Below are 23,920 nucleotides of genomic sequence, written 5' to 3'. Positions count from 1 at the left end.
CGTAAAAAGAGCCGGGTATGCCCGGCTCTTTTTTAGCTGATTTCGAAATCTTTTAATTCTCCACCTTCAGCAATCAGATTTGAGATCCGCTTCGGCATTCGCCCCTGACCTGACCATGTTTTTGACTCTCCAGTTTCGTCAGTATATCGATACTTCGCGGGGCGGGGGGAGCGCGTCCTTTTAGCCTTACCCGGAGAGCCAATAGCAGCTAAAAGTTCGGAGGGGTCGATACCCTCATCAAGCATCATCTGACGAAGTGTTTCCAGTTTATCGCGGCGCTGACTTTCATTTGCAAGACGTAATGTCTCTTCTTCTCGTCGTTCTATAAGAATAATTTTAAACTTTTCCAGAACATCTTCCAGTACATCTAATGACATTTCACGAGTCTGAGAACGTAAGGTACGGATATTGTTTAACTGTGTAAGAGCATCTGACATAAAGAGACCTTTTAAAGTTTTTTCGTTGTTCAGCAAATACCAATGTCGACGGTTGCTCATCAACCCGATTTTTCTTACTGAGCATTTTAATCCGATTGGTACATATTGTTATTAACGAGGTTTAGACTACTTATATAAATCTCTTATCGCAAGACAAAATTAAGAAGAATGTGCAAGAACTAAATTACAACTCCTACGAAATGTCCATGCATTTTTGAAGGTACTTAAAACTATGATGCCAGGAGTCATCCGGAGAGCCTTTTTATACCCTCATAACTTATTGCTTCAGTCACACCTGATGAGATTTGAAATGAGGAGAGACAGCGCCGCCACTTAGCAAGGTTTTCACAAATGGCAAGATGGCACGCAGGGGGGAGACACCTGCATTTTGTCAGAGGGTAGCGAATTACTCTCTCTTTATAGAGACGTTTCTAAAAAAGTGTAATGTAAAAAAAAGCCTGCTGTTAGCAGGCCATAAATGCTTTTAACTCATTTTTTGTTCGATTCTGATAAATAGGGTAAGCATGCAATTAAACGTGGAGCAGAGAGCATGACAAAAATTCTATAAATATTTCCTGGCCGCATCAAGTATCTCCTGTGACGTTAACTCCCTGTCAGTAGCCACGTAAACAATACCATGATCGCCAGTTAAGGAAGGAAAACCTGCAGACATAATCCGAAGATGTGTTTCTTCACCGTTTGGATATTCCTGCCTGATAGAGGATATACCTTCCAGAACGGTCATGACTTTACAGGATTCAGCATTAAAGAAAACAAGGACTTTAATCATATTCTATTACCCTGTTCTCTCGTGGATATTAACTGGCAGATGCCATTAAGGTCAAAGCCATTACGCACTTCTTATTTAACATGTGGTTAGCTTGTGCTTTTAGACTTTTTATGCAGTAGTACTGCACTTCATCACATCGCTTAGCATACTCATAATTTTGAAAAATATGCTGATCAGATATTAAGAATAAACGACTTTCATCTGATTTAAGTTATGGATCTGTCTACTCAGGAATAATCCTTCATCGTTATCGCAGACCCACAATGATTTATTTATCGCAAAGTGTTACATTTGCAGCAGCAGGACCCTTGTCTCCGCGGTGAATGGCGAATTCAACTTTCTGACCTTCAAATAAAGTTTTAAAGTTGTCGCCATTAAGTGCAGAAAAATGGACAAAGATATCTTTGCTGCCATCAAGAGGAGAGATGAAGCCAAAACCTTTGTCTTCGTTAAACCATTTAACCAGGCCCATAATTCTCGAGGTCATACTGACTCCGTTATACATGATTGTATTGATAGTAAACGTATAAGATTAAACGTATGGACTCAAAAGAGGGGATATCAACGATAGCGCCTGGTAATGAGAACTGCCCGGAAAATTTCTAACTTTCATTAGTACATCGAACTGATGGGATTCATTAAGACACAGGGAATCGATATAAGCAAATTATCTTTTAGCCGTCCAGAGGTCCTGTAGGGAAAATAAAAGTGGCTGAATGCCATTTTCAATGTATAGTCTTTAAGTGTTTTCAATAAGGAATTGACTTGTCCCATAAAATGACAGGAATTGTCAAAAGCTTTGATATTCTTAGTGGTAAAGGCCTCATCATCCCATCTGATGGACGAAAAGACGTTCTGCTTCACATTTCAGCCGTTAACTCTCGCTAATCAGAATTACTCATCCCTGGAAGCCGCATAGAGTCTTGCCGGATAAACGGTCTCAGGGGGCCTGTGGCTGCGAACATTTATCTTTCCTGATTTTCAGTATGTCAAAATAGATAGATTAAAACTTAACCACATGTGGTACGGTGAAGCTCATTCATTGAAAGGTTAATGGTTATGTCTGTTATCAATTACGCAATGAAATTCTTCAGCAGTGCGTCTACTGCCACTGCTGCCTGTCCTGTTTGTGGCTTAAAATCAGTACAACCGTTGTCAAAAATCCGGCTCAACCAAACCATGCTTTGCCCCGGATGTAAGGCTCTGTTTATCTCCCGACGCTAGCTCGACCAAAATCGCAGAACAGAGCTCATGTCCTATACTTATGTTAGATTCCGGCAGCTGTTAAATCCCTGATGCCTGACGCCCATCCTGAGAGAACGTTTCTGAACTGATTTCGCAACTGCTCCTGCGCGCTAACGTCGCATCAGAGCAATGCTATGAAAATGATCCCCAGAGCGTGGTTTAACCGCTCCCGTATTCTGATGAATGCTGCCGAAAACATAACGTTTTCGGCGAACGATCCTGCCGGTGAAAGCTCGCCGCGGTCAGAACTCTTTTCGACCGTCCAGATGGAACGCTACGGCCAGAAGCTGGCGCGGACTCATAAAGTATCACCGGATAGGCATCCTTATTATCTTCTGAAACGGCTTGGCGACAATGAGGCCGTCATTACCCAAAACTGCTATGAGCTTAACGCGGGTAAAAAGACCAGTATCATGCCCGCCGGTGAATGGCTGCTGGACAATTATTATCTGATTGAGGAACAAATCCGCACTGTCCGCCAGCATCTGCCGAAAAGCTTTGGCAAAGGTCTTCCGTCGCTGGTATCGCCGTTGAATTGCCCACGAATTTATCATATTGCATCAGAGGCCATTGCTCACGGCGATGGCCGCTGGGATGCCGCCAGCCTGACCAGCTATCTCACTGCCTATCAACAGGTGACGCCGCTGACGCTGGGTGAAGTCTGGGCGTTACCGGGAATGCTGCGCCTTGCGCTGATTGAAAATCTTCGTCGTATCAGTATGGAAGTGATAAAAGCGCAGCAGGACAGAAACCTTGCTGATACGTGGATAACAAGGATTGTCGAATGTGCAGAGAGTGCGCCTGGTGATTTAATCATGGTGGTTGCCGATATGGCGCGCTCCCGACCTCCGTTAACCAGTGCGTTTGTCGCAGAGCTGGTGCGGCGCCTGCAGGGGCATGGCAACGCGCTGTCGTTACCTCTGACCTGGGTTGATCAGTGCCTTCGGGAACAGGGGATCACCACTGACGTTCTCATACATAGTTTCAATCAGCAGCTTGCCGCCAGCCAGCTGTCCGTCAGTAACAGCATCGCGGGCCTGCGTTTATTGAGTGAAACGGACTGGGCTGATTTCGCCGAAACGATAAGCGTTGTCGAACAGGCATTACGCAATGATCCTGCCGGCATCTATCCCCGGATGCATTTCAATACCCGGGATCATTACCGGCACGTAGTTGAGGTTCTGGCCAGAGACAGCGGTCTCAGCGAGCCTGAGGTTGCTGAGAAGGCGCTGGCGTTTTCAGAGGAAAAAGCGCCTGATACACCGGAACATCATGTTGGTTATTATCTTGCGGGCGAAGGTCGACAGGCGCTGGATATTCATCTCCTGGCAGACGCCTCAAGGCTCATACGCTTGCGGCACAGTTTCAACAGAATAACCCTGCTGTCATGGCTTGGAAGCCTGGCGTTGCTGACAACCGCAGCGACCGCAGCAATATTGCACGAAACCGCCATGCAGGGGGCAGACTGGCTATTGATCGCGGTGATATTACCTCTGATTATCGCATTAACTCAGTTAATGAGCGATTTGCTCAGTGATGCAACCACCCGTTTTCGCGTTCCTCGACCCTTGCCGGGGATGGATTTTTCAGCCGGTATTCCCGCTGACAGTGCCACCATGTTAGTCATTCCCTGCATGTTGACCAGCCACGAAAGTTTCAGCCAGCTCCTCACCAGTCTTGAAGTCTGCTGGTTGGGGAATGAAAACGAAAATCTCAGGTTCGCGCTGCTCACTGATTTTGCTGATTCTGAAAATGAACCCTCGCCGGAAAGTCACGCACTGCTCAGACAGGCTATCGCCGATACGCAGGCGCTTAATCGCCGCTACCCCTCCGGCCGACCACGTTTTTATCTGTTACATCGCCAGCCTGAATGGAACCCCTCGGAAGGCGCGTGGATGGGCTATGAACGCAAGCGGGGAAAACTGGCGTTACTGAACAGCTGGTTGCGCCATCCCGGAACGCAATTCGTCAGCGTTGCAGAGATGCCTGCCCACCTTTTACCGGGTCACATAAAATACGTCATTACCCTGGACAGCGATACGGTGCTCCCGCGCGATACGGCACACAAACTCGTCGCGACGATGGCGCATCCGCTGAATACGCCTGAGTATGATCCGGTACGCCAGAGGGTTGTCAAAGGATTCGGTATTTTACAGCCCGGTCTTGCGGAGGAGATACCACGCAACGGTCAGGGGCGTTACGCAGCCCTGCGCAGCAGCGTACCGGGCAATAACCCTTATTCGATGATGTCTTCGGATATTTATCAGGATCTCTTTGGGGAAGGCTCGTTTGTGGGCAAAGGGATTTACGATGTTGATATTTTTATGCAGGCCACTACGAACATCTGCCCGGAAAATCTGGTACTCAGCCACGATCTGCTTGAAGGATGCTATGCACGTTCGGGTCTGCTGAGCGAGGTGTTACTGTACGAACAGTACCCTAATAATTATCTGTCGGATGTTGCACGACGTTCACGCTGGATCCGGGGTGACTGGCAACTGCTTAACTGGCTAAAACCACGCGTCAGAAAAGCCGATGGAACCCGGGTCAGGAATCCGCTGACCGCGCTTTCTTACTGGAAATTACTCGATAATCTACGTCGCAGTCTGGTCGCCCCCTCCTTACTGATATTGCTGTTCTTCACTCTGCTTTGGGTACCCAATCCGGTTTACTGGCTGGGCATACTGTTGCTGATATGGTTGTTGCCAGCCATCCTCTGCATTAGCCACGACCTTCTGCATAAACCTCTGCGTCGCCGCGTGAAGTCGCATCTGTTACTGGTGGGGGCGGGCGCGCTAAAGCGTCTGTCAGGTATCAGCCTTAATTTTGCGATACTGCCGCACGAAGCCGGATATTCGCTGAAAGCGATCGCCGTGACGCTATGGCGACTGGGGATAAGCAGGCGTCACCTCAGCCAGTGGGTCAGCCACAGCCAGGACAGCAGTCAGGCCAGACCCACTGTTGCACGTTTTTATCAGGCGATGTGGCTGAACGCTGCCGGTGGCGTGGCGCTGACAATACTGACCGGACAATTTGCCCCACAGCTGCTGGGGATTGCGTTACCGATCGGTTTGGTATGGTGTGTGGCACCGCTGCTGATGAGCTGGCTGAGTCGCCAGCCCGTGCGAAAGGTTTTTTCGCCTAATCAGGAACAAAAACAGCTGTTACGCCAGACAAGCCGTGAAATCTGGGCTTTTTTTGAAACATTTGCCACAGCAAAAGAGAACTGGCTTCCGCCTGATAATTATCAGGAAATACCACAACCGACGGTGGCACACCGAACTTCTCCTACCAATATTGGTCTTTCACTTATGGCTAACCTGACGGCATGGGACTTTGGCTACCTGCCTGGCGGAGAGGTGCTCCGGCGCGTGTCGCTCACGCTCGACACGATGGATAAAATGGAGCACTACCGGGGCCATCTCTACAACTGGTATGACACCCGTACGCTGGTCCCCCTCAGTCCACGCTATATCTCCAGCGTCGACAGCGGCAATATGGCCGGGCATTTATTGACCCTGCGTGCAGGCCTGTCCGCCATGCGTCATCAGCCTGTTTTAAGCAACCAACAGATACTGGCAGGACTGAACGATACGCTGGATATTCTGGAAAAACAGTGGGGTAAGAACCCACCTGACAGCCTGAGACTGCTGCGCAAGCATTGCCTGAACGCGGTGTCGCTCTCTCCGCAGGCGCTTTTCAGCGAACTGAAAAGCATGCGCACCCAGTGCAACCATCTGACCAGCGCATGTCATCAGGGATCTCCTCTTCAGATGCGCTGGGCTGGACATCTGGAGCATCAACTGGTTCAGCTTTGCCATGAGTGGTCTCTGTTGCTTGGCTGGTTGCCTGCATCCTGGAATGAACAGACGCTGCCGACGCTGAGCGAGCTTGCCCGTCCGACATTAACCGGTACAGGAACGCCTCCGGCGTCAGTGGCGGAGCAGGCCCGAATGCGACTCAATATTATCACCGAGCTGGAACAGCGGCTGGATGAGCATGCCCGGATGGATTTCGCCTTTCTGTACAGTGAAGCAACCAGTCTGCTCAGCGTCGGTTATAACTGTGACACCAATATGCCTGACAAGAGCCACTACGATCTCCTGCCGTCTGAAATCCGCCTGACCAGTTTTCTTGCCATTGCGACTAATCAGCTGCCTCTTAAAAGCTGGTACGCGCTGGGTCGATTGTTTACCACGATTGATAATGAAACTGCCCTGATGTCATGGAGCGGATCCATGTTTGAATATCTGATGCCGAATCTGGTGATGCCCACCTGGCCCGGCAGCCTGCTCGATGAAATGAGTCAGTCGGCGGTTATGCGCCAGATTCACTGGGGGAAAGAACGCGGGGTACCATGGGGTGTTTCAGAGTCTGGCTATCATGCTTTTGATGTTCAGCATAATTATCAGTATCAGGCATTTGGCGTACCGGGGCTCGGTCTACGCAGGGGACTTGCCGATGACATGGTTGTCGCTCCTTACGCCACGCTGCTGGCGCTGATGGTTTCCCCGCAGAAAGCTTGTGAGAACCTGTTCAGGCTGCAAAAAAATGGTGCATGCGGAGAATACGGTTTTTATGAAGCGCTGGACTATACCCCCTCACGTCTTGCAACCGGTCAGCTCTATGCGGTGGTACAGTCCTGGATGGCGCATCACCAGGGTATGGCATTTCAGGCGCTGGCTCATGTGCTGCTTGATGCCCCCATGACTGAACGCTTTATGTCCAGTACGGTATTCCGGTCAGCGAGTCTGCTGTTACAGGAGCGCGTGCCGGATGCGGTCGATCTGTACAGTCCGCGCCGTCATTTTGAATCTCATGAGGGCATGGTCAAACCCGTTCGCTATGAACCCCGTATTTTCTATAGCGTGGATACCCCCGCCCCGGATATTCAACTCCTGTCCAACGGCCATTATCATCTGATGTTGACCGCGGGCGGCGGCGGTTACAGTCGCTGGAATGATATTGCACTAACGCGCTGGCGCAGTGATACCACCCGTGATAACTGGGGAGCATTCTGCTACATCCGCGATACCCAGACGGGAGATGTGTGGAGCAATACCTGGCAACCAACAGGCTACACCAGCGGACAAGACGAGGAAGTGTTGTTCACCGATGCGGGGGCAGAATTCAGACGCAGCTTAGGGGGACTCAGCGTCAAAACTCAGGTGGTGATCTCTCCGGAGGATGATGTTGAATTGCGACGGCTCACACTGATTCATCGTGGTCGCAAGCCTCGCTCTCTGGAGCTGACAACCTATGCTGAAGTGGTACTGGCACCTGATGCCAGCGATCTGGCACACCCGGCATTCAGCAATTTGTTTATTCAGACTGAGCTGGCTCCTGAGCGTGACGCTATTCTTTGCCACCGGCGCCCGCGCTCACCGGATGAACCGGGCCCTTGCCTGTTTCACATGATGGTGGTGCACGGCGATAACCGACATAACGTGTCGTTTGAAACGGACAGGGCAAGGTTTATTGGACGTGGCAGAAACCCTGCGAATGCACAGGCAATAGAGACGGGAGGGATGCTAGGCAACACGTCGGGCTCGGTGCTGGATCCGATACTGGCAATTCGCAACGCCATTATTCTGCAGCCGGGGCAGCCGGTTACGATTGATATCATTTATGGCATCAGCGAGACCCGTCAGCAGAGCCTGGCGTTGCTGGAGAAATATCGCGATTACCCTATCGCCGATCGCGTCTTTGAACTGGCCTGGTCTCACAGTCTGGTGGTATTGCGCCAGATGAACGCCAGTGAAGATGATGCCACGTTGTTCAATAGTCTCGCCAGCGCTGTGCTTTACCCTGTCCAGGAGCTGCGCGCCGAAGGCCAGGCGATCGGCCGCAACCGGCGTGGCCAGTCCGGACTGTGGGGCTGGGCAATTTCAGGGGATCTGCCGATAGTGCTGCTGAGTATAACCAGCGAGGAAAGTATCACCTCAGTGACCACACTGATTCAGGCACACCGTTACTGGAGACAGAAAGGGCTGGATGTTGATTTAGTTATCCTGAATAACAGCCCCGGCGGCTACCAGCAGGGATTACAAAATCAGATTATGGAGTTAATTTATGCCGGGTCTGAAGCCAGTCTGCTGGATAAAAAGGGCGGGCTTTTTGTCCGCAACGGTGAGCATCTCTCCGCTGAGGATAAGTTGCTTTTGATGAGCGTGGCCTGTCTTTATCTTGATGACCGCGCAGGGGGGATTAATGAGCAGCTTAACCAGCGTATTCATACCCTGAAATCGCCGGCAAGGGCATTCATTCCGCGTGCTGTGCGCGAGCGTAATCAACATACGGACTGGAGCCCTGATACCAGTCAGTTATGCCATTTCAATGGGTACGGTGGATTTTCTCAGGATGGGCGGGAGTATCAGATCGTCCTTCGGGAAAATGCGCTTACACCGGCTCCCTGGTCGAACATACTGGCAAATTCTCGTTTTGGCAGTGTGATCTCAGAGGCAGGGCAGGCCTATACCTGGTATGAGAATGCCCATGAATACCGGTTGACGCCGTGGGAGAACGATCCGGTGAGCGATCGCAGCGGCGAGGCATTTTACCTGCGCGATGAAGAGAGCGGGGAGTGCTGGTCGCCGACGGCTTTACCTGTTCGCGGACACGGTGATTACCTGACCCGCCATGGTTTTGGCTACAGCGTTTTTGCCCATCGTGAGAGTGGTATAGACAGCGAGTTGACGGTCCTGGTTGCTGAAGAAGATCCGGTTAAACTGGTGCTCCTGACGCTCAGTAACTCTTCGGGACGGACACGTCAACTTTCCGTCACAGGCTATGTAGAGTGGACGCTCGGAGAAACACGAACGCGCTCAGCCCCTCACATTGTGACACATGTGGCCAGAACGCCCGGCGGCTGCGGGATACTTGCGAATAACTTTTATGGTGATAATGGTGGCGGCCGAACTACATTTTTTGCCGTCAGCGGTAATGACTGTTCTCTGACAGGGGACCGCCGGGAGTTTATTGGCCGTAATGGTTCCCTTCACGCCCCTTCGGCTATGAAACTGCAAAAGCTTTCTGGTAAGACGGGGGCCGGTCTGGATCCCTGCGGAGCGGTGCAATCGGCGGTTACATTAATTGACGGGGACCAGAGGACGTTTATTTTTATCCTCGGCGCAGAGGAGAATGATGTTTGTGCTCAGGAGACGCTGGCCCGCTACATGAACGAGGATACGGTCCGTCAGGAGCTGAACCGGATTCATAATCACTGGCACAATGTTCTCGATAAAATCGTAGTTAACACCCCCGACACGTCCGTAAATTTACTGGTTAATGGCTGGCTGTTGTATCAGACGGTCGCCTGCCGTCTTATGGCCCGGAGTGGCTACTATCAGTCTGGCGGTGCATTTGGTTTTCGCGATCAGCTGCAGGATACGCTGGCTCTGAGCCATGCTGCTCCGGACCGGATGCGTGAACAGATAATACTCTGTGCATCACGGCAGTTTATCGAGGGGGATGTGCAGCACTGGTGGCACCCGCCACACGGCAACGGTGTGCGTACCCGCTGTTCCGATGACTATCTTTGGCTGCCGCTTGCTGTTTGCCACTATGTTGAAACGACGGGGGATATGGATGCACTGGAAATACGCATTCCTTATCTGGAGGGACGCTCGCTTCAGCCTGGTGAAGAGTCTGTCTATGACACGCCGGTCATCAGCGGCACCGAAGAGACACTCTGGTTACACTGCGTCAAAGCTATTCACTATGGACTTCGCTTCGGGGAGCATGGCCTGCCGCTGATGGGGGCTGGTGACTGGAATGACGGGATGAACCGGGTGGGTATCGAAGGCAAAGGTGAAAGCGTCTGGCTGGGCTTCTTCCTGTACGACATTTTGCAGCGGTTTGCAGCGCTGGCGGAGCGCAGGCTGGATGAAAGCGTCGCCGCGATGTGCCGTTCACAGGCTCTGCGCCTGCAAAGTAATCTCGAAGCCCACGCCTGGGATGGGGAATGGTACCGGCGCGGGTATTTTGACGATGGTACTCCCCTGGGATCGAAAACCTCACAGGACTGCCGGATTGATGCGATTGCGCAGAGCTGGTCTGTATTGTCCGGCGCCGCGAGCCCGGGACGGTGCGCAAAGGCCATGCAGGCGCTGGATAAGCACCTTGTGGATAACGAAGGAGGGCTGATCAAACTGTTAACGCCTCCTTTCGACGGACACGGTCCAAATCCGGGCTACATACAGGGGTACCTGCCCGGCGTGCGGGAAAACGGAGGGCAGTATACGCATGGCGCCATCTGGGCAGTGATGGCCTTTGCCCGAATGGGGAATGCCGGACGAGCCTGGCAACTCTGGTCAATGCTCAACCCTATAAATCATACCCTGAATGCGGACTCTGTCGGGATTTATAAAGCTGAGCCTTATGTCATGAGTGCTGATGTCTACAGCGTCGCTCCCCATACCGGACGTGCAGGGTGGAGCTGGTATACCGGTTCCGCAGGCTGGGCCTGGCGTTTACTTACCGAGGAATTACTGGGGATAAAACGTTCCGGCACTGACTTTAGTGTTCATGCCAGGTTACCGGATGAGTGGTCGTCTTTTTCTATGGCATATCAATATGGTGAAAGCCATTATCAGATTAGTGTTTCACGCGGCGATGCAGAATATTGCGTGACGCTGGATGGTGTTCTCCTCCCTGATGACAGAATACCGCTGAAGGATGATGGACAAAACCATACGGTTGAGATCATTCAGAACTGACACTGATCCCGGAGGTGCATTAACGTCTGCCGTTAATGCGCTGATTATCCCTGAGAACATCAATCGCAGTCTGCATGGCGATTTTGTCATCCCGCCTTTTTTGTTTGTCCTGCATGACCTGAAGGTATTCCAGCAAGGTGCGGGTATTAATCGGTCGGCCCTGTTTACCCACAGCCAGCACGGCTTCGCCAAGAATAATTTTCACAGGCGGTAGTTGTGCCGGATACCAGTCAAGGGTGTCTTCTGATTTCATCTTAAATTTCTCACGGAAGGGTAGTGTATCATAAATAAGACGTTCAATTTTCAATATCTGATATCCTGATTCAGACACAACTTAACATAACTTATGCCAGTTATTTTTATATTAAAGCGTATAATAATTACTGTATTCCTCAGAGAATTATTTATGTCTTATACAAATGGGCTCAGGTATTTTAAAGAAAGACCGGTTCATGTTGCCTGCCCGGTATGTGCACACAGAGCCGATCAGAAAGCAGGTAAACTAAGAAAAGATGCGGTTCTTGAGTGCCCTGCCTGCGGACTGTTGTTCAGACCTTCAGAATGCTGGTGTATCGGCGGCTGATCACTTAACGTCAGTGATGTCGGAAAATGACAACATTCCTCCTGTACTGCTGTTGTCGAGGGTATGATAATGAAATCTAAAAAATCTGTTTTTATTGAAGGGCATATCATGTCGAACAGCTGTCACGGACAGCCTGGCCAACCTTTCTGTATTCACCGGGTCAGGTTTAGTAATGGTAAATATGCGATTATTCGGGTGGCATCCGGGATATGTTTCAAACCAGGCGAAATTATTCAACGAAACGATTGTGAGTGGTTTTATAAACTTACCAAAATTCGGCTTCTTTCTTTTGAGTACCTTGATGATGATGAATCAAGAAGACAATTCCTTGAGTATCAATGATAAAACCATGGATTTATAACAGAATAAATTTGCTGGCTTACAATTCACCCTTGGCTCTTTAAATTATTCACCAGTCATTGGAAAATATTTTTTCCTAAATTTAGATGAATTTAAATTATCTAAAACAAAATGTATCGCTAAAGACGAATTGCCTCATTGTTTTCCTTTTGCGTTATAACCTTCATTAGCATTAAGGAAATTTATGGCACAGACTTTTACTCATAATTTACTTCATCCTCGCCACTGGCTTACCTGGTCTGGTTTGGGTCTGCTGTGGCTTCTCGTTCAACTTCCTTACCCGGTTTTACATATTCTGGGCTCTGGCCTTGGAAAAATATCCAGACCCTTTCTGAAACGCCGGGAACGGATTGCGATTAGAAATATCGAACTGTGCTTTCCCGAGATGACACCGTTTGCCCGGAGCCAGATGGTCAATAAAAACTTTGTTTCTCTCGGGCTGGGACTGATGGAAACAGGAATGGCCTGGTTCTGGAGCGATGCGAGAGTCAAAAAATGGTTTGATGTCGAAGGGCTTGAAAACCTGACCGGTGCGACAAGAGGAGTAATGGTTGTCGGGATTCATTTTATGTCCCTTGAGTTGTGTGGAAGAGTAATGGGGTTATGCCATCCTATGATGGCAACGTATCGCCCACACAATGATCCATTAATGGAATGGGTACAGACAAAAGGGCGTATGCGTTCAAATAAAGCTATGATTAATCGACGTAATTTATCTGGTTTTGTTCATGCGCTAAAAGCTGGTGAAGCCGTTTGGTTTGCACCAGACCAGGATTATGGGTCTAAAGGAAGCGTTTTTGCACCTTTTTTCTCGGTAAAAAAAGCAGCAACGACGAACGGAACGTATGCCCTTTCAAAACTCGCTGGTGCACTCTTGATCACACTTAGCATGATTCGACGTAGCGATAAAAAAGGTTATCACATGTATATCAGCAATCCGTTATCAGGCTATCCAGGGGAAGACAAGGTCGCCGCAGCGGCTTATATGAACAAGATCATCGAGCGTGAAATTCTCCGTGCCCCTGAGCAATACCTGTGGATGCATCGCAGGTTCAAAACGCGTCCTGAAGGCGAAGTCTCTTTATACAAATGAACAACTCTACTTGTCACGAGCCAGAATCCATCTTTCTTGCCACTGCGTATTTGTAAAAAATGGGACAGGGGATTATTCGATCGGCTTCATGTTAACGATGGCGTAACTGACAACCAAGGTTAATCAATTGAACCTGTTCGGATTTGAAGGTCCGCTTCTCGCTTATAGCTGCCATTCAAAGCGATAATAATTTTTGTATATTTTCTCTTCCACATGATGTCAGTTATCGGGAATGGTTTGACTATCCAGCAGGCATAGCATCCTTTACAGCTCGACAAACCGAACGCTCCGATAGGGTATGCAGGCACACGGATGGCGTGTAAAGCAGAGTGAAAAAGATGATCGATTAAACCGATCGATTTTATAAAATTGATCTGCAAAATGAATTATCCGGCACGCTAGTGCCTGTGCTAAATTCCCAGCAATTCATTTAACGTATTGTTTATTAGTTTATTTCCTGTCTTCTGGTGGGCGCCCTTCTTTTGTCCTGCGGGCACGGCATGGGAATGCGACAGCAGGTGATGGAATGAAAAGATGTGCCCGATGTAACAAGAAAAGAAGCATTCTGGACCGGATTTTCGGGCTGGATAAAGAATTTTGCGATGGCTGTCTGATGGTGGTTAACCAGGAAATCAGAGAAAAACGAGTGGTGTCCACACCAGCACGAAAATCACCGGGACGCTCTTCCTGACAATGTTTCGTACCCGGCAGGTTATTGCCTCTGATGGGGTAACAACTCTGAAGCTTCCCTCTGTTTACATTCCCTTTGATCAATGAAAATCAACATCGATATCAGCGTCATCATTCCTGCCTTCAATGCAGTTGACAGCATCGGGGCTCTGGTCCATACACTGCTTGGCGAAACAACGCTCAGTACTGAAATCATTGTTGTGGATGACGGTTCAACCGACGAAACATGGACGCTACTCAGCGCCATTACAGATGAACGGCTTATTCTCATTCGTCAGGAAAATCAGGGCGTGTATGCTGCCCGTAATGCTGCACTGGCGATTCACCGTGGTGAATGGGTGGTGTTCCTGGATGCGGATGACCGGGTTGCGGCAGATTTTCTGCAGGAGCGGCTGCGCACAGCCCGCGAAGCACAGGCCGATGTCGTCCTTTTCAATGCCCGGCATACAGACAGCGCCGGACATCTGCGGCATACCGTTCACCGCAGACAGCCTTACGGTCAGACGCTGACGGGTCAGCAGTGGATACGCCATTGCGTCAGTCAGAGGGAATGGCCGCATTATCTGTGGCTGCAGATAATCCGTTCAGCGTATATTCGCGAGCATGACCTGCGATTCCAGGAAGGGAAAAGCCACAAGGACATTCTCTGGACGATACAGCTTGCCGCCGCAGATGGCCGATTTTATTTCTCTGACAGACAGGATTACCTGTGGGTGAATAACCCGGCGTCAATTACCCACCGCCCGGATTATTACGATATCCGCGCGTTCAGCTATTGCGACGTGATTGCAGATATTCTGGCACTCAGTACACAGACGCAGTACCGATCTGTCAGACGAGCGCTGGTCAGGCATGCGCTGGTGGAAAGCCGCCATTTTCTGGGCCTGTACCGGCGCAGGGTGAATGACCGGCTGGCGGTCCGGGCGCGTTTTCGTGCGCGGATAGCCTTTCGCCATCTGGTATCCGGCGTGAGCAACCTGAGCGATGTCTTTTTCCTCCTGAAGCTGGTCCGCAATATTTATCTGCCTGGTGTCCGCAATACTCCCGCAGCCGTTTCGCAGGTGCGGCGTTAATCCATGGATATCGCAACGCTTCTGGCGCGGTCGTGGCAAACTGCGACAACGGGTGATGACTCCATTCGCTCCGCCAGGGATATCGTCGAACACTGGTATGATAAAGGCGGTGACCTCACCCGACGGACCCGACGGTTTATGCTGCGGGAATGCCTGTGGATAGCCGCACATTACCGGGACACTGAAACGGTACTCACCCGACAGTTTCGCCTGCTGGCCGTGTTACTGTATCTGGGCGGTTATTTTCCGAAAGGAAATGTCGACGGTATGCTCCCGGAGAAATGTTTCATTTTACTGAACGCCCCGGAATTAAGCCCCATCCTGACAGACGATACGGCCCCTGATGTTCTGGCGGCGTCCTGCCACACCCTCTTCTACCTCAGACGGATATCTCCGTTAAGGTGTTACCACCATACGCGCTGTCTGAGCGAACATCTTTTTCAACTAATGGAGATCTGATAAAAGCGCCAGTCTTTGTACTGGTACCTGAGGGGCTGATCGCTGACGGTGTTGGCGTCAACGATCAGGGCTAACGTCATTATTTCCCTCCGCTGAATCTGCCACCTGTGATGTCAGTAACGGTTTTATATCCCTTGCGGGTCATCAGCCCGGTAGCCTTCCGGTCTCGGAGCATATCAAGGCTGCCGATAAACGGAGACTGCTCTTTCACGCTGAAGCCGTGACGGTCAGTACGCACCAGGTCGTACTTTTCCACGATAAAATTCACAGCGTCACACAGTGAGATTCCCGCATCAATGTGTTTCTGGATCACACTGTCGTTGCCAAACGGTGTGTCGTTGAGGGTAAGGCCGTAGTGTTGCTCCAGCAGATACTCCAGTAATTTTTGCCAGATTTTGACTGATGACAGACGTGACGATGCCGCCCTTTGAGGGGGCAGGGATTGTATTTGCATGGTTTGCACTCTTTTGACGAAGGAAAAGCGTCCGGGGTTTATGCGGTTGTTGCAGACGCCGGATAAATTACGATATACAAATAGCCACAGGAACCGAGCGTATCGGCCTTACATATCAGCCCTTTTGCATGGAGCGTGATGCAGCGCTGAATGCGGGGCATGAGTTCGCTGCTGGTCAGCATGAGCTCCATCTGCTTCATCAGTAACGGAAATGCCTGGTCCAGATGGCGTAAATCTGCGTCATTAAATGTCCCGGTGGTGCTGGCGCGGTCAGCAAGGTAATGCAGGCGGTTACCCTCCTGTACCAGCCGGGCACCAAAACATGGCGTGACGTTGCGTCTGAGGCCCCACCAGGGTTCCGCGATGTTATGGTTGATTACACGGGTTGCTTTCTGCATGTAAGTACTCCTTAACGGTGAGTTAATTCAGGGTGACGCTGCGCAGGATCACATACGGACCGTTGCGGTCCTGTCGACGTTCAGCAAACACGGCCAGTACACCCCGGATATCCTGCACTTCCCTGCCGTAGTAATGGCAGATACTGCCGGACCACTTATATTTCCCGGTACAGAAGCGAAACAGCCGGGACTCAGAATGCTGGCGGTATATCGCCATTGCCTGACGTTTGCTGATGATTTTCATCGTTATTCTCTCCCTAAAGCCAGCCACGCTCGGCAAACGAGACGATGTCCATGCCTCCCACTACCAGGTGGTCCAGCAGACAGATATCCACGAGTTTAAGTGCCTGCTTCAGATGGTCAGTAAGCAATCTGTCGGCATGGCTGGGTTCGGCATAACCTGACGGATGATTGTGTGAAAGCACGATGGCAGCCGCGTTGTATTTCAGTGCTGCCTTTATCACTTCACGGGGATGTACCTGCGTATGGTTGATGGTGCCGGTGAAGAGCGTTTCATGGGCAATAAGACGATGCTGGTTATCGAGGAAGAGCACCATGAATACTTCACGCTCCAGTGTGGCGAGCTGCAGGCGAAGCCAGTCGCGAACTGCATGGCTGGAGGTAAATGCCTCGCCGGGCTCGCGTAACTGGCGTTCCAGCAGGGTCAGAGCGCGTCTGATGGTGCGCTGCGCGGTGGGAGATATTCCCCCGCTGTCAGGGGGACACGTGGTGATATTCATTTGCTTTTCCTGTCTGTTGACGCGTTGGGAGGAGATGTGTTGTACAGTTTTTCGGCAACGACGAACTCGTCGTGCAGGGATTCAAACCATCACCAGATATGGAAGAGAGGGGTACCCGTCAGGAAATGCAGGAAGGGTTCGTCGGTCACAAGGTCACCGTCCTCATCCCTGACCGTTGTATTCCTCAGCGTATCCCACAGGGCATTAAGGTGAGACAGTTCATACGGCATGGCGGGATGCTCAGTCGATAATGCGCATGATGGCGCTGCATTCTGCGTGGTTCAGCGCATAGTCACGCAGACGCCAGTAATGTTCCGTCATGGAGTCGCATTCCGTGCGGCAAGCGTGATGACTGTAAGCGATAAGACAGACTGCAATCCCTGCAGCTTCGGCGCTCATGTCTGAGGCGTTGCCGTTCATGGCGTTGAACAGCGACCAGAAGACATCGTTGTCCGTTTCCGGAACCATGAAGGCCCCGCCGTTGCTGAGAGTATAAAAATTCCAGACACCGCCGCTGTAGTCAGCGCAGAACCGATCCATCCAAGCAAAGACCTGCGGTTCAAGGGTTATCCACTGCGGGATGTTGCCAAAGTGCTGCGGCCAGAACTCCACACGCTGTTCGTCTGGTACGGGCGCGGCTGTCAGAGCATGTGCAGAACCGTTATCGTCAGCCTGCAGAGGTAGCTGATTTTTATCGTTAATATTAATCATGTCGGTCATGTTAATTTTTCCTTATGCATGGAGATGTTGAATGGAAGACTCGGGCCGGGGATTGATTTCGGTGGCGGGGCGCGGGTTATTACCCGCCCAACAGGCCCATCATGTTTTCGGCCATCACCCAGAGCGCACGGTTTAACTTAACGTCGCCATCAATCCCGTTTACTGCGCGGGTATGGGTACGTTTACCCTGCGCGGTACGGCCACTTAGCCCGCCTTTCAGCAGGTTTTCCTGAATGCGCTGGTAGGTAGTCCACAGGTCATCGCTCTCGTCCTGCCAGCGGCGAGGTGCAAGGATTTGCGATTCAGTCACTGGCTGGTACTCTTCCCCAAAACGGTAGGCCAGCGCCGCTTTAGCAAGTGCATGCTGTGCTGGTGACGGGAGTTGCAGGGACTGCATAGCGTCACGTTTCTCTTCCACCCGGTCAAAGACGCTGAGCACCTCATAGGCACCCTCAATCACCTTCCCGACGACATCCCCCCTGTGTGGCACGCGGATCTCGCCAAACGACTGTCCGCAGACGAGCGAATTAGTGCAGACACTTCGGAATATCCCCGGCAGTAACTGAAAACTCGACGCGCCATCGTGCGAATTCAGAATGATGATTTCCGGCACCTGCTGACCGTTTATCTGACCGGCACGACGCAGGCGCAGCATATGCTTTGTATGTTCCCGTCGGCTCTGGTCGCGCACTCGTGACTGACAGGCAAAGAATGGCCGGAACCCTTCGCGTTTAAGGTTCTCCAGCAGGGTGATCGTGGGTATGTAGGTGTACTTTTCGCTTCTGGAGTCGTGCTTGTCTTCCCCGAAGACGCTGGGGACATGCTGCATCAGTTCTTCGTGGGTTAAGGGACGGTCACGGCGAATCTGGTTCACCCGACCAAAACGGCTGGCTAATCGCATAGTTGATTCCTCATCTGGTTAATCTGAAGGCATAAAAGCAAAAGCCCCTGCTCCGTGAGGAGGCAGGGGCTGGATGTGTTGTTCTCAATGAACGGATAGGGCGGGATTACAGCGTATCCAGAATCTTCAGTATCTGCGCCATCAGGGCGGAGATAAGTGCAGTGACCAGCAACGTGACCGCTTCCCGGGCTGTATCAATGCAGTCGTCATCGTAACCGGCCTGACGAAAGCGGATTTCAATATACTGCCGGGCATGATGTCCGCCGCACCAGGTCAGCGCCTGGCTCAGGGCGGTCACCAGCATTTTCAGAAAGGTCATAGGATTTACTCTGGACTGCGCAGCGGCAGCCCGTTGGTCTTGTGGCATTTTTTAGGTTGGGAAACGTTAATCAGGGGCGGGGACTCAGTGGTAAGTGTAACGCCATCCCCCCTTATCAGTAGTGACGACGACTTCTGAAGCCACGCAGTTATTATAAAAACTCACGCTGACGGACTGCCCGTAACGCAGGGTGGCAGGCAAAATAGTTTCTTTATTACTGGAGTACAGATATTTCTGGTTGGCAATGCGACAGTTTCCCCGGTTCACGTCAATATTTTCGACTTTCACGGTGTTATCCAGTGCAGTGACCACGACCGTGACGTAGCGTGTTCCGGCAGGGTGAACCTGATTACTGGTCTCCACTTTGATGGATGGCGTTGGCTCTGCCAGCGCCAGGGCTGACAGTGCAAACAGTGCGGGCACCAGCATGTGTTTAAATTTCATAAACTGTTCCTTTTAAAAATAACGTAATCAACAGGTATTAAATTCAGATGCAGGCTAGAGTGCATCTTTACCCACGCAGCCGTGGGTCCCGAATACTGGCAATACCTTTGCTGCCCCAGCCAGCGTGAATGTGGCATCCTTAACACCGTCTCCGGTTACTGAGACCTGTTTGCCATTACGTAGCTGAGCCCAGGCCAGCGCCAGGTTATTACCGCCCACTCGACTGCCAGATTCGCTGATGTCGATGGGGGCTCCACCGTCGATACTGACCTGAAGGCTTTTATCTTCATCCATACTGACCTGATGCCCGCTGGCGTCAGTGAATATGACCGTGGCCGGTTGCGAGCCGTAATCCTCACAGGTCAGAGACAGTTGCGATTGACTTTCCCCATTGATAACAAACTCTGATACTCCCTGGCCCCAGCCCCGGGTCCAGGTGGTTTGATTACCGAAGGCCATTGCCACTGCCGGTACCAGCGCACAGGTCAGTAGTAAAGGGTGAATCATTTTTCTGTTCATTTTTGTGCACCTCTGGTTTTCGTAAAACGCTACCCGGAAAGGGTATCTGCATGATTTTTAGTAGAAGACAGACAGTCATAAGCATCCCGTTGGGATTTTATAGCTGCAAAAAAGAAGGGGATAACGATGAAATTCGATCGAACCGATCGACAAAATTGATCGTGGTTCAGTAAATATATTTACCGTAAACCTCGCCCGAGTTTATCGATGGTCCGGTTTCACTTCAGAAGGGTGATATATATCTGAGATTTTATTGAACACAGGCTGAGGAAATGCATCACTGAGGCGGTATGGCGCAGACACCGTCCTCTGTGACAGGAGGAACACTAAAAAAGCGGTTATAGAAGAGATTACAGGCTCTGTGGTCGCTAGTGTCAATGTGAAAATATTTTGCCATGTACTGGCTGAGTATATGCTGAAATTCGTCGTAGATTTGTTGAGACCCCCGCTTGTGCTTCACCCTGATTTCATCGACTAAACGATAACATTGCTCCAGCAGGCGGTCGCCGTCGCCGTTCAGCAACGCATGAAACGCGGCAACGGCAAATAATTCATTCGCAGGCCCGGCATTAAGCCAGACGCTGACTTCGGTACAAACCAGCGTTTCCCATAGTGACATCAAATTCAGGCGTAAGGCTTCCTCTTTTAACAGACGGGTTAGTGGAGGAAATGCGTAAATATCAGTGTCAAATAGCCTGCGTGACAGACTTAAATCAGCAAAGGCAAGATGCTTAACTCCGTACAATGCTTCCTGTACAGCATCTGAACCGTATTTATCCGTTAACGCTTTCAGTAAGGTCGATTTAACCGGTTGAGGTGTTTCCATTGCTTTTATGCCACTCAGCACTCCTGACTGACAGCAGGGGATAAAATCCTTCATCATCCGGTTTATAGCAGCAGGTGCGATGATAATGTTTCTGGCGATATTTGCACCGCCCTTAGAGTTAGGGTAAATGTGGCATAGCTCAAGATCCAGCCAGGGGATTAACCTTTTTGGCGTATCAGCAACTCTGTGCCCGTTCAGCGTATTATACGTTTTCTGGTGGTCAGCTTTGCGCTGATATAACCGAATGAGGTCTGCAATATCCGTCGGACCGGTGATACTCCCCAGTCCAAGGGAATTATTTTTTAGCATAGCTTCCACATTGAGCCAGTAAGAGTGCTTAACCAGTCTTATAATAGCATCGTCATCGATTAACCTCCGGGCTTTATCCCGATGTTCCTTACAACAATAAAACTGATTGCGGGTTTCAGATATACTGATACCACAGGCAGGATACTGGCATATTAATGCTGCTCTTTCCGTTCGTCTGGCTGCATTTAACTGTCTGCCCTGATAATGTGCCGGGCATAGCCGTAATATCCGTTCGGCGGGTGAATGGCCGATCTGTGCCATGCAGTTATTTCTTTTACATACGGCCATAATTAAACTCTTATTTAATGTGGTAATATCTTTGCTTTTATTGTTAATAATAATGATGCTATTTTTATATGTCATTAAATATATTTATTGATCAACATTAATTAAATGTTAATGTATTTGTCTCAAATGAGTAAGAAATACACTAGCAAAACACATTGTGTTAAATTACATGTTTTGATGGCTGTTAATGGTTCATATCCACAGAGCTTTCCACCAGTCGTCATTATCTGTTTTTTAGCACTGTATTCTGAGAAAACCCCGCGCGGATTGCGACCAGTCGCGACTGGCGCGGGGTTTTTGCCTCTGTGGCTGTTTTTCGAAGACATTTAACCGGTTTACGCTCTGGCCATTCGGGTCTCTGTAGTGAGGTGTCCCGATTAATATTCCAGCCTGTTAAAGTCAAAGTATTCAAAACCATACCTACCAGTAACATTCTCTGGCGATGCAATAATCGGATTATGTCCGTTCTCCAGGAATGCCGGTGGAATACACCATGAGTGGCGATCTTCCAGGGAAGGCATGGCAATATACACCGCAGAATGACGGCCCGGACGAATAAAACAAATCAGACCCAGTGCGATTAACTGCTCCAGAACAGATTGTGATTTACTGGCGTCACGCAACCGATTCGGGCCGTTCCGGTTTACCTCATTTTTCCTGAATGGATATCCCTTATCATCGAGAAATTTCTCCTTAAGCCACCTGAACATCTCGTAAACGTCTTCCATAAATGCATTCCGTTCAGAAGAAGGGAAAAAAAGCCTTTCCGCTTCTTCAAGATGCCATTCCACAATGTTGAAGGCGGCCTGGATTACCCCCCGCGAAATACATAAACTCTCAGGTGAATACATATATGTCAGGATGGCCGCAACCCTGAGGGCATTCGCCCCCGCTTTGGCTGCAATTTCACTGATATGTTCCATCTGTTGTCCGGGGGCTGCTTTACGGCTGAGCTCTGACTGTTTTTCTGCCCAGTAAGCGGTCGCATCATCAGATAACCTGAGCGTTTGTTTCTGCGAGTCGTTACTATAAAAACGCACCTTCTGCTTATCAAGCAACTGGTTAATTTTCTGGTGGAATACATTTAATGCTTCATCAGACTGAGCGTGACCTGTATTGGTGCGGCGACGACCCAGTGTGCTGATGGTATTGATGTAAAGAAACCGTGACAGAAAACCACTTCCCTTGCTGAGTTCACCGTGGTTGCGGCAGTAATTTTCAAAGACCGGAGGCTGAACCATTAATGCCAGGGTCAGACAGGCATTGATATCGTACTCTTCGCCGCCCGGGCGGTGGTATTCATAGGTCTCCCCGTCCCAGGCTTTATTCAGTAAACCGAGGTTGTTTTTCAGATACCCTTTAAAAAAGGTAATTGCCTCATCTGAGACCACCCCGGCTTCAGAGTACCGGCTCAGACCTTCCAGGAGCGCCTTTGCGGTGGTGTCATCATAAAGCATCGCCAGACGGGCTGGAGGCTGCTGCCGGGTTTCTGCATGCTCATCTAACAGCCGTTCTTCTTCCATCCCCTCATAACCGTTTTTGATGGCAGTGTACAGATTACTGGTCAGTGCTTTCTGGTGTATTTTCCAGATATTGTCAGCACGCAGGTGCGTCTTCATCAGACTGTCGTGCTGCTGCTTCATTTGCTCAGAGAACCGGTAAAAAGGTTTCATCACTTTTTTGCTGATACTGGTCTTACCTTCTCCTGAGACCGCCAGCGTCAGTAGATACAGTGCACAGTGCATCGGATCCGATGAGTGTGGTGGTACCACCTCAATATGAGCCTGACAGGCGAGGGAAGCGGCTGCCAGTACGGCCCCCGCTATCAGTTCCGCCGGGATACCCGTCTCGTTATAAAGAGCATCAATGACATCCCGCATCACCGGCGGGAACGCGAAGACAGGGTAACCCTCCGGGGTTCTGTTTTGTACGGGAATATAAGGCTCCGGCATTTTCGGAATGACAGTGTATGGCAGTAAATTCTGCATGTAATATTCTCCTTGGTTACTGTTTTCAGTAACGGGTTAGTTGTGAATATAATAAAATAGCCAAGCGTTAAAATTTATTTAAAGTAATAATCTTACCCAATAAATAATCGCATTCTGTTTCCTTGCAACTGGCAAAAATATGTCGCAGCGAGCGCATATTTAAATCAGAGACGTTGTTATATAACCTGCGTATCCTCCTTTAATTTTTACCAATACTATCTCATCGCTTATGATGGCTGCTGGCGTTCCAGCAGCCATGCATCTAGCTCTGACTCAAGCCAGCCGACGGACTGCATACCCAGCCTGCGCTGTTTCGGGAAGGTCGGGTCGTAACGCGGTGACTTCGGGTTAATCCAGTCATAGATGGTTGAGCGGGCGATGCCAGTTTTGTTAACAACGGCGCGTATGCGCAGTATCCTGATACCTTGTACAGACATATCTGTTAATTCCCCCTGTTCTTTCGATATGGACGCAATTGTATGGTGCCGGAACAGGTAATGGCACCCGCCTGGTGGCTGTAGCAAAAAAGGCATTTTATAACAACGAGATAGGGTTTTTTTTAGGGTT

Annotated in this window: 24 protein-coding genes and 1 pseudogene; 8 read left to right on the top strand and 17 right to left on the bottom strand. The window is 50.1% G+C overall.

Annotated elements, in window-relative coordinates:
- Window positions 1-32: 32 nt before the first annotated feature.
- From AC2TE5_RS17460 to AC2TE5_RS17450, 3 genes are all read right to left on the bottom strand, one after another.
- Window positions 33-437, bottom strand: coding sequence for an H-NS family histone-like protein (locus AC2TE5_RS17460; RefSeq protein ID WP_024274587.1), 405 nt, complete (start codon window positions 435-437; stop codon window positions 33-35).
- Window positions 438-999: 562 nt separating this feature from the next.
- A complete protein-coding gene (locus AC2TE5_RS17455; RefSeq protein ID WP_010434226.1) occupies window positions 1,000-1,227 on the bottom strand; it encodes a hypothetical protein in 228 nt (75 codons plus the stop codon).
- A 268-nt stretch (window positions 1,228-1,495) separates the two neighbouring features.
- Window positions 1,496-1,714, bottom strand: a complete 219-nt coding sequence (locus AC2TE5_RS17450) for a cold shock domain-containing protein (protein WP_332942163.1) — start codon at window positions 1,712-1,714, stop codon at window positions 1,496-1,498.
- A gap of 278 nt (window positions 1,715-1,992) precedes the next feature.
- On the opposite strand from AC2TE5_RS17450, the pseudogene cspF reads away from it, so the two are divergent.
- From cspF to AC2TE5_RS17435, 3 genes and pseudogenes are all read left to right on the top strand, one after another.
- Window positions 1,993-2,205, top strand: a pseudogene (cspF, locus tag AC2TE5_RS17445) (cold shock-like protein CspF).
- A 75-nt stretch (window positions 2,206-2,280) separates the two neighbouring features.
- The gene (locus AC2TE5_RS17440; RefSeq protein ID WP_305955329.1) at window positions 2,281-2,451 is read left to right on the top strand and encodes a YnfU family zinc-binding protein; all 171 of its coding nucleotides are present in this window, start codon (window positions 2,281-2,283) and stop codon (window positions 2,449-2,451) included.
- 155 nt (window positions 2,452-2,606) lie between these two features.
- Window positions 2,607-11,189, top strand: coding sequence for a GH36-type glycosyl hydrolase domain-containing protein (locus AC2TE5_RS17435; protein ID WP_332942164.1), 8,583 nt, complete (start codon window positions 2,607-2,609; stop codon window positions 11,187-11,189).
- Window positions 11,190-11,208: 19 nt separating this feature from the next.
- Here AC2TE5_RS17435 and AC2TE5_RS17430 read toward each other — a convergent pair whose 3' ends face one another.
- Window positions 11,209-11,442 carry a hypothetical protein gene (locus AC2TE5_RS17430; protein WP_004132711.1) on the bottom strand — a complete coding sequence of 78 codons (234 nt, stop codon included), beginning with the start codon at window positions 11,440-11,442 and terminating at the stop codon, window positions 11,209-11,211.
- Between the two features lie 93 nt (window positions 11,443-11,535).
- Here AC2TE5_RS17430 and AC2TE5_RS17425 point away from each other — a divergent pair, with 93 nt between their 5' ends.
- The 5 genes from AC2TE5_RS17425 to AC2TE5_RS17405 all read left to right on the top strand — a co-directional run bounded on the left by AC2TE5_RS17425 (window position 11,536) and on the right by AC2TE5_RS17405 (window position 15,447).
- On the top strand, window positions 11,536-11,772 hold the full coding sequence (locus AC2TE5_RS17425) for a YnfU family zinc-binding protein (protein ID WP_350308983.1): 237 nt from the start codon (window positions 11,536-11,538) through the stop codon (window positions 11,770-11,772).
- A gap of 69 nt (window positions 11,773-11,841) precedes the next feature.
- A complete protein-coding gene (locus tag AC2TE5_RS17420; protein WP_016247220.1) occupies window positions 11,842-12,114 on the top strand; it encodes a hypothetical protein in 273 nt (90 codons plus the stop codon).
- Between the two features lie 202 nt (window positions 12,115-12,316).
- Window positions 12,317-13,225 carry a kdo(2)-lipid IV(A) palmitoleoyltransferase gene (gene lpxP, locus AC2TE5_RS17415; protein ID WP_332942165.1) on the top strand — a complete coding sequence of 303 codons (909 nt, stop codon included), beginning with the start codon at window positions 12,317-12,319 and terminating at the stop codon, window positions 13,223-13,225.
- A 773-nt stretch (window positions 13,226-13,998) separates the two neighbouring features.
- Window positions 13,999-14,988, top strand: a complete 990-nt coding sequence (locus AC2TE5_RS17410) for a glycosyltransferase (RefSeq protein WP_047058004.1) — start codon at window positions 13,999-14,001, stop codon at window positions 14,986-14,988.
- 3 nt (window positions 14,989-14,991) lie between these two features.
- On the top strand, window positions 14,992-15,447 hold the full coding sequence (locus AC2TE5_RS17405) for a hypothetical protein (protein ID WP_223226960.1): 456 nt from the start codon (window positions 14,992-14,994) through the stop codon (window positions 15,445-15,447).
- A gap of 79 nt (window positions 15,448-15,526) precedes the next feature.
- On the opposite strand, the gene AC2TE5_RS17400 is transcribed toward AC2TE5_RS17405, so the two are convergent.
- From AC2TE5_RS17400 to AC2TE5_RS17340, 13 genes are all read right to left on the bottom strand, one after another.
- Window positions 15,527-15,901, bottom strand: a complete 375-nt coding sequence (locus tag AC2TE5_RS17400; protein WP_032938032.1) for a TA system toxin CbtA family protein — start codon at window positions 15,899-15,901, stop codon at window positions 15,527-15,529.
- Window positions 15,902-15,939: 38 nt separating this feature from the next.
- Complete coding sequence (locus AC2TE5_RS17395; RefSeq protein ID WP_049101822.1) at window positions 15,940-16,299, bottom strand: type IV toxin-antitoxin system YeeU family antitoxin; 360 nt, start codon at window positions 16,297-16,299, stop codon at window positions 15,940-15,942.
- Between the two features lie 22 nt (window positions 16,300-16,321).
- The gene (locus tag AC2TE5_RS17390) at window positions 16,322-16,543 is read right to left on the bottom strand and encodes a DUF987 domain-containing protein (protein ID WP_032938028.1); all 222 of its coding nucleotides are present in this window, start codon (window positions 16,541-16,543) and stop codon (window positions 16,322-16,324) included.
- Window positions 16,544-16,556: 13 nt separating this feature from the next.
- On the bottom strand, window positions 16,557-17,039 hold the full coding sequence (radC, locus tag AC2TE5_RS17385; protein WP_047058008.1) for a RadC family protein: 483 nt from the start codon (window positions 17,037-17,039) through the stop codon (window positions 16,557-16,559).
- An 89-nt stretch (window positions 17,040-17,128) separates the two neighbouring features.
- Window positions 17,129-17,269 carry a hypothetical protein gene (locus AC2TE5_RS17380; RefSeq protein ID WP_226863590.1) on the bottom strand — a complete coding sequence of 47 codons (141 nt, stop codon included), beginning with the start codon at window positions 17,267-17,269 and terminating at the stop codon, window positions 17,129-17,131.
- A gap of 10 nt (window positions 17,270-17,279) precedes the next feature.
- Window positions 17,280-17,759 carry an antirestriction protein gene (locus tag AC2TE5_RS17375; protein ID WP_075206252.1) on the bottom strand — a complete coding sequence of 160 codons (480 nt, stop codon included), beginning with the start codon at window positions 17,757-17,759 and terminating at the stop codon, window positions 17,280-17,282.
- Window positions 17,760-17,838: 79 nt separating this feature from the next.
- Window positions 17,839-18,660 carry a DUF932 domain-containing protein gene (locus AC2TE5_RS17370; protein WP_071067384.1) on the bottom strand — a complete coding sequence of 274 codons (822 nt, stop codon included), beginning with the start codon at window positions 18,658-18,660 and terminating at the stop codon, window positions 17,839-17,841.
- Window positions 18,661-18,766: 106 nt separating this feature from the next.
- Window positions 18,767-18,979, bottom strand: a complete 213-nt coding sequence (locus AC2TE5_RS17365) for a hypothetical protein (RefSeq protein ID WP_047058010.1) — start codon at window positions 18,977-18,979, stop codon at window positions 18,767-18,769.
- Window positions 18,980-19,063: 84 nt separating this feature from the next.
- Window positions 19,064-19,423 (bottom strand): hypothetical protein, encoded by a 360-nt coding sequence (locus AC2TE5_RS17360; RefSeq protein ID WP_004136901.1) that lies wholly within the window; start codon window positions 19,421-19,423, stop codon window positions 19,064-19,066.
- Between the two features lie 54 nt (window positions 19,424-19,477).
- The gene (locus tag AC2TE5_RS17355; protein ID WP_004114621.1) at window positions 19,478-19,942 is read right to left on the bottom strand and encodes a hypothetical protein; all 465 of its coding nucleotides are present in this window, start codon (window positions 19,940-19,942) and stop codon (window positions 19,478-19,480) included.
- Between the two features lie 277 nt (window positions 19,943-20,219).
- Entirely contained in the window at window positions 20,220-21,440 is a 1,221-nt protein-coding gene (locus AC2TE5_RS17350; protein ID WP_224224984.1) for a hypothetical protein, read from the bottom strand.
- Window positions 21,441-21,742: 302 nt separating this feature from the next.
- Window positions 21,743-23,353, bottom strand: a complete 1,611-nt coding sequence (locus AC2TE5_RS17345) for a YfjI family protein (RefSeq protein ID WP_047058011.1) — start codon at window positions 23,351-23,353, stop codon at window positions 21,743-21,745.
- Between the two features lie 227 nt (window positions 23,354-23,580).
- A complete protein-coding gene (locus tag AC2TE5_RS17340; protein ID WP_032755279.1) occupies window positions 23,581-23,790 on the bottom strand; it encodes a helix-turn-helix transcriptional regulator in 210 nt (69 codons plus the stop codon).
- Window positions 23,791-23,920 lie beyond the last annotated feature (130 nt).

The sequence above is a fragment of the Enterobacter sp. N5-15 genome (genome assembly GCF_057221635.1).
Note: the sequence above shows the minus strand (reverse complement) of the source record. Positions and strands in the feature narration are given on the sequence as shown.

Excerpts from the sequence above, each read along its gene's own strand:
- AC2TE5_RS17425 (WP_350308983.1), top strand. The coding sequence starts at position 11,536 with ATGCCAGTTATTTTTATATTAAAGCGTATAATAATTACTGTATTCCTC.
- AC2TE5_RS17430 (WP_004132711.1), bottom strand. The coding sequence starts at position 11,442 with ATGAAATCAGAAGACACCCTTGACTGGTATCCGGCACAACTACCGCCT.
- AC2TE5_RS17365 (WP_047058010.1), bottom strand. The coding sequence starts at position 18,979 with ATGACCTTTCTGAAAATGCTGGTGACCGCCCTGAGCCAGGCGCTGACC.
- AC2TE5_RS17390 (WP_032938028.1), bottom strand. The coding sequence starts at position 16,543 with ATGAAAATCATCAGCAAACGTCAGGCAATGGCGATATACCGCCAGCAT.
- AC2TE5_RS17370 (WP_071067384.1), bottom strand. The coding sequence starts at position 18,660 with ATGCGATTAGCCAGCCGTTTTGGTCGGGTGAACCAGATTCGCCGTGAC.
- AC2TE5_RS17455 (WP_010434226.1), bottom strand. The coding sequence starts at position 1,227 with ATGATTAAAGTCCTTGTTTTCTTTAATGCTGAATCCTGTAAAGTCATG.
- AC2TE5_RS17340 (WP_032755279.1), bottom strand. The coding sequence starts at position 23,790 with ATGTCTGTACAAGGTATCAGGATACTGCGCATACGCGCCGTTGTTAAC.
- AC2TE5_RS17420 (WP_016247220.1), top strand. The coding sequence starts at position 11,842 with ATGAAATCTAAAAAATCTGTTTTTATTGAAGGGCATATCATGTCGAAC.
- AC2TE5_RS17440 (WP_305955329.1), top strand. The coding sequence starts at position 2,281 with ATGGTTATGTCTGTTATCAATTACGCAATGAAATTCTTCAGCAGTGCG.
- AC2TE5_RS17350 (WP_224224984.1), bottom strand. The coding sequence starts at position 21,440 with ATGACATATAAAAATAGCATCATTATTATTAACAATAAAAGCAAAGAT.
- AC2TE5_RS17435 (WP_332942164.1), top strand. The coding sequence starts at position 2,607 with ATGAAAATGATCCCCAGAGCGTGGTTTAACCGCTCCCGTATTCTGATG.
- AC2TE5_RS17380 (WP_226863590.1), bottom strand. The coding sequence starts at position 17,269 with ATGCCGTATGAACTGTCTCACCTTAATGCCCTGTGGGATACGCTGAGG.
- AC2TE5_RS17460 (WP_024274587.1), bottom strand. The coding sequence starts at position 437 with ATGTCAGATGCTCTTACACAGTTAAACAATATCCGTACCTTACGTTCT.
- lpxP (WP_332942165.1), top strand. The coding sequence starts at position 12,317 with ATGGCACAGACTTTTACTCATAATTTACTTCATCCTCGCCACTGGCTT.
- AC2TE5_RS17395 (WP_049101822.1), bottom strand. The coding sequence starts at position 16,299 with ATGCAGAAAGCAACCCGTGTAATCAACCATAACATCGCGGAACCCTGG.
- AC2TE5_RS17375 (WP_075206252.1), bottom strand. The coding sequence starts at position 17,759 with ATGACCGACATGATTAATATTAACGATAAAAATCAGCTACCTCTGCAG.
- AC2TE5_RS17345 (WP_047058011.1), bottom strand. The coding sequence starts at position 23,353 with ATGCAGAATTTACTGCCATACACTGTCATTCCGAAAATGCCGGAGCCT.
- AC2TE5_RS17360 (WP_004136901.1), bottom strand. The coding sequence starts at position 19,423 with ATGAAATTTAAACACATGCTGGTGCCCGCACTGTTTGCACTGTCAGCC.
- AC2TE5_RS17405 (WP_223226960.1), top strand. The coding sequence starts at position 14,992 with ATGGATATCGCAACGCTTCTGGCGCGGTCGTGGCAAACTGCGACAACG.
- AC2TE5_RS17355 (WP_004114621.1), bottom strand. The coding sequence starts at position 19,942 with ATGAACAGAAAAATGATTCACCCTTTACTACTGACCTGTGCGCTGGTA.
- AC2TE5_RS17450 (WP_332942163.1), bottom strand. The coding sequence starts at position 1,714 with ATGACCTCGAGAATTATGGGCCTGGTTAAATGGTTTAACGAAGACAAA.
- AC2TE5_RS17410 (WP_047058004.1), top strand. The coding sequence starts at position 13,999 with ATGAAAATCAACATCGATATCAGCGTCATCATTCCTGCCTTCAATGCA.
- radC (WP_047058008.1), bottom strand. The coding sequence starts at position 17,039 with ATGAATATCACCACGTGTCCCCCTGACAGCGGGGGAATATCTCCCACC.
- AC2TE5_RS17400 (WP_032938032.1), bottom strand. The coding sequence starts at position 15,901 with ATGCAAATACAATCCCTGCCCCCTCAAAGGGCGGCATCGTCACGTCTG.